Genomic DNA, 2,578 nt, shown 5'->3' with positions numbered 1-2,578 from the left:
GGTGCCGCATCGGTGGGGGTGGTCGAAACTCATTGTACGACAGTGGGAATCGCCGTGGTTGTGGCAACATAACCGCTCTTATAGACCACTGCACCTGCACACCCGAATTGAGACCGGTGAATCCCCGAATTGAGATTGACTCGCCACCGGGAAGCGCCGAAGGGGTCTAATGCGCGAATTCCTCCGAACACCCGGCGATGGGTCTAGCTTGAGTCCAATGTTGGGCACCACCACCCGGCGGGCAGGGCTGATAAGACCCCAAGGCTGAAGCGTCTCGCCGCCGACGTTACGAACCGTCGATGGTCCTGTGCCCGCTCAACACAAGCCTGTTCCCTCGGGGCGTCGTCTCAGACCCGCTAGGCCATTCGAGGGAACCCTCGGCCGGGGAGTCCCTGTCTGGGATCTCAAAAAGGTGTGGGTCGGACGTAACGACCTCGCGATACCAGGACGGTCACCCAAAGCCGGAACATCAGACGCGACCGCCGCGGCGTCGATCCCAACCGCTCCCGTGCTCTGCGCCGCGGCCTGGCGATAGCTCAGGACAGAGTGATCCCGGGAACGCGGCGTAGTCCGCGATGGGTCTGGCGGCGCTCGAGACAGAACACGGTGATCCGCTGGGTGCATTCGATTCCGTCACTCTGGTCATCAGCAACTGCCAGATTTGCGCCTTCCCCTGCCGGACCAGAGCCCATGTGATCACTTACTTCGCCGCTTCGAAGCTCGATGGTTCCCCGAGCTCGTCAGGGGAGTGTTTAGGTTCGGCTCTGACGTGTGAGGGCGAGGGACTGCCTACCGACCAGCGGTTTTGTGCCATGGCCCCCGGATGGGATTTGTGGAACGCGGACCGGCGCCGGGCCGCCGCCGCGCACCGCCAGCGGCGCGGAGCGCTCTTGCGGGTCGCGCATCGGCCACACCTGCGAGAGCTTCTGTACAGACTGAATCCCCTCGCGTTCAGCTCCTCGCTCTCCGTTCCCCAGACAGGGCCGCCCAGTCGCCCGAACGTAGACTGCCGCGGGTGCGTCGCGTCCTCTACCTGGTCGGCGCGATCGTCTTCGTCGACACGATGTTCTTCGCGGCGCTGACGCCGCTGCTGCCGCAGTACGCCGCCGAGTTCGGGATCGGCAAGACCGGCTGGGGGCTGCTGCAGGCCGCCTATCCGGCGGGCGCGCTGGTGGGGGCGATCCCGAGCGGGATGGTCGCCGCGCGCGCCGGCGTCAAGCCGACGGTGATCGTCGGCCTCTGCTGCATCGCGCTGACGAGCACCGCGTTCGGCTTCGCCGACTCGGTCTGGCAGCTCGATCTCGCGCGCTTCGCGCAGGGGCTCGCGAGTTCGTTCTCGTGGACAGGCGCGCTCGCCTGGCTCGTCGCCGCGGCGCCGCCGGGCCGGCGCGGCGCGCTGATCGGAACGGCGTTCGGCCTGGCGATCGGCGGCGCGCTCTGCGGGCCGATCCTCGGCGGGATCGCCTCGATCGCCGGCACGGGCCGCACGTTCACCGCGGTCGCCGTGATCGCGCTGCTGCAGGGCCTGTGGGCGTGGCGGACGCCGGCAGTGACGCCCGAGCGGCCGCAGCCCGTCTCCCGTCTGTTCCGGGCGATGCGGACGCCGCACGTCGCGACCGGGATCTGGTTCGTGCTGCTGCCGGGAGTGCTGTTCGGGACGCTCGGTGTGCTCGCGCCGGTGCGGCTCTACGAGCTTGGCTTCGGCGCGCTCGCGATCGGCGCGACGTGGCTGACGTCCGCCGCTTGCGAGGCGTTCGTCTCCCCCACGGTCGGCCACCTCTCCGACCGGGTCGGCCGGACGCTGCCGCTGCGCTACGGGCTCGCGGCCTCGGCGATCGTGCTGCTGATCCTGCCGTGGCCGTCGAACCGCTACGTGCTCGCGTTCGTCGTTGTCTGCGCGGGGATCTCGTTCGGGACGTTCTGGACGCCCGCGATGTCGATACTGTCAGACGCGGCCGAGGAGCAGGAGCTCGACTACGGCTACGGGATGGCGCTGATCAACCTCGCGTGGGCGCCCGGCCAGGCCGCGGGCGCGGCGGCGGGCGGGAGGGTCGCCGCCGCGACGGCCGACGCCGTCCCCTACCTGACGCTCTCCGGGCTGTGCGCGCTTACGCTTGCCGCTCTGTGGCGATCGAGAAGCTCCTCATAGCGAACCGCGGCGAGATCGCCGTGAGCGTGTTCCGCACCTGCGGCTCACCGCGCACATTCGAATTCGAGGGCCGTGATGGTGATGGGTACCTGCTGCTGAAGAAGGGCAAGTCGGCGCCGGGCACCTCGGGTGCACCGCTGCTCGCTAAACGCAGTCTGATGGAGCGTGTCCGGAATGCGAATCACCACCGGACGGCTCACCGCTCACCGTAAACGGAAGTTCCCCAGCTCACCCGTGACCAGCGGATTCCCGTAACACCCGCCCGAAAAAATGCCCGGTGAAGGGGAGCTAAACGAGCCGGAAACCAGTAACGGGGCGTTGTTCAGGTGAAGAAGTGGCCGACGGCGCGATTTGTGCTCAGCCGAGGGTCACGGTGTCGCCTCGCTGGACTCTCCCGGTGCGACGCACCTCTCCATACACGCCGACGTG

The 2,578-nt window shown here is 68.0% G+C and carries 2 protein-coding genes; both read left to right on the top strand.

What is annotated here, in order from left to right:
* The first annotated feature begins 1,015 nt into the window (after nt 1-1,015).
* Nucleotides 1,016-2,149 carry an MFS transporter gene (locus tag VN779_RS06215; protein WP_325721064.1) on the top strand — a complete coding sequence of 378 codons (1,134 nt, stop codon included), beginning with the start codon at nt 1,016-1,018 and terminating at the stop codon, nt 2,147-2,149.
* On the top strand, nt 2,125-2,361 hold the full coding sequence (locus VN779_RS06210) for a hypothetical protein (RefSeq protein ID WP_325721062.1): 237 nt from the start codon (nt 2,125-2,127) through the stop codon (nt 2,359-2,361). Before VN779_RS06215 ends, VN779_RS06210 begins: the two co-directional genes overlap by 25 nt.
* Nucleotides 2,362-2,578: the final 217 nt, after the last annotated feature.

This window comes from Actinocrinis sp. (assembly GCF_035605935.1).
Taxonomy (GTDB): domain Bacteria; phylum Actinomycetota; class Actinomycetes; order Streptomycetales; family Catenulisporaceae; genus Actinocrinis.
The sequence above is the reverse complement of the archived record's forward strand: the minus strand, read 5'-3'. Positions and strand labels throughout refer to the sequence as shown.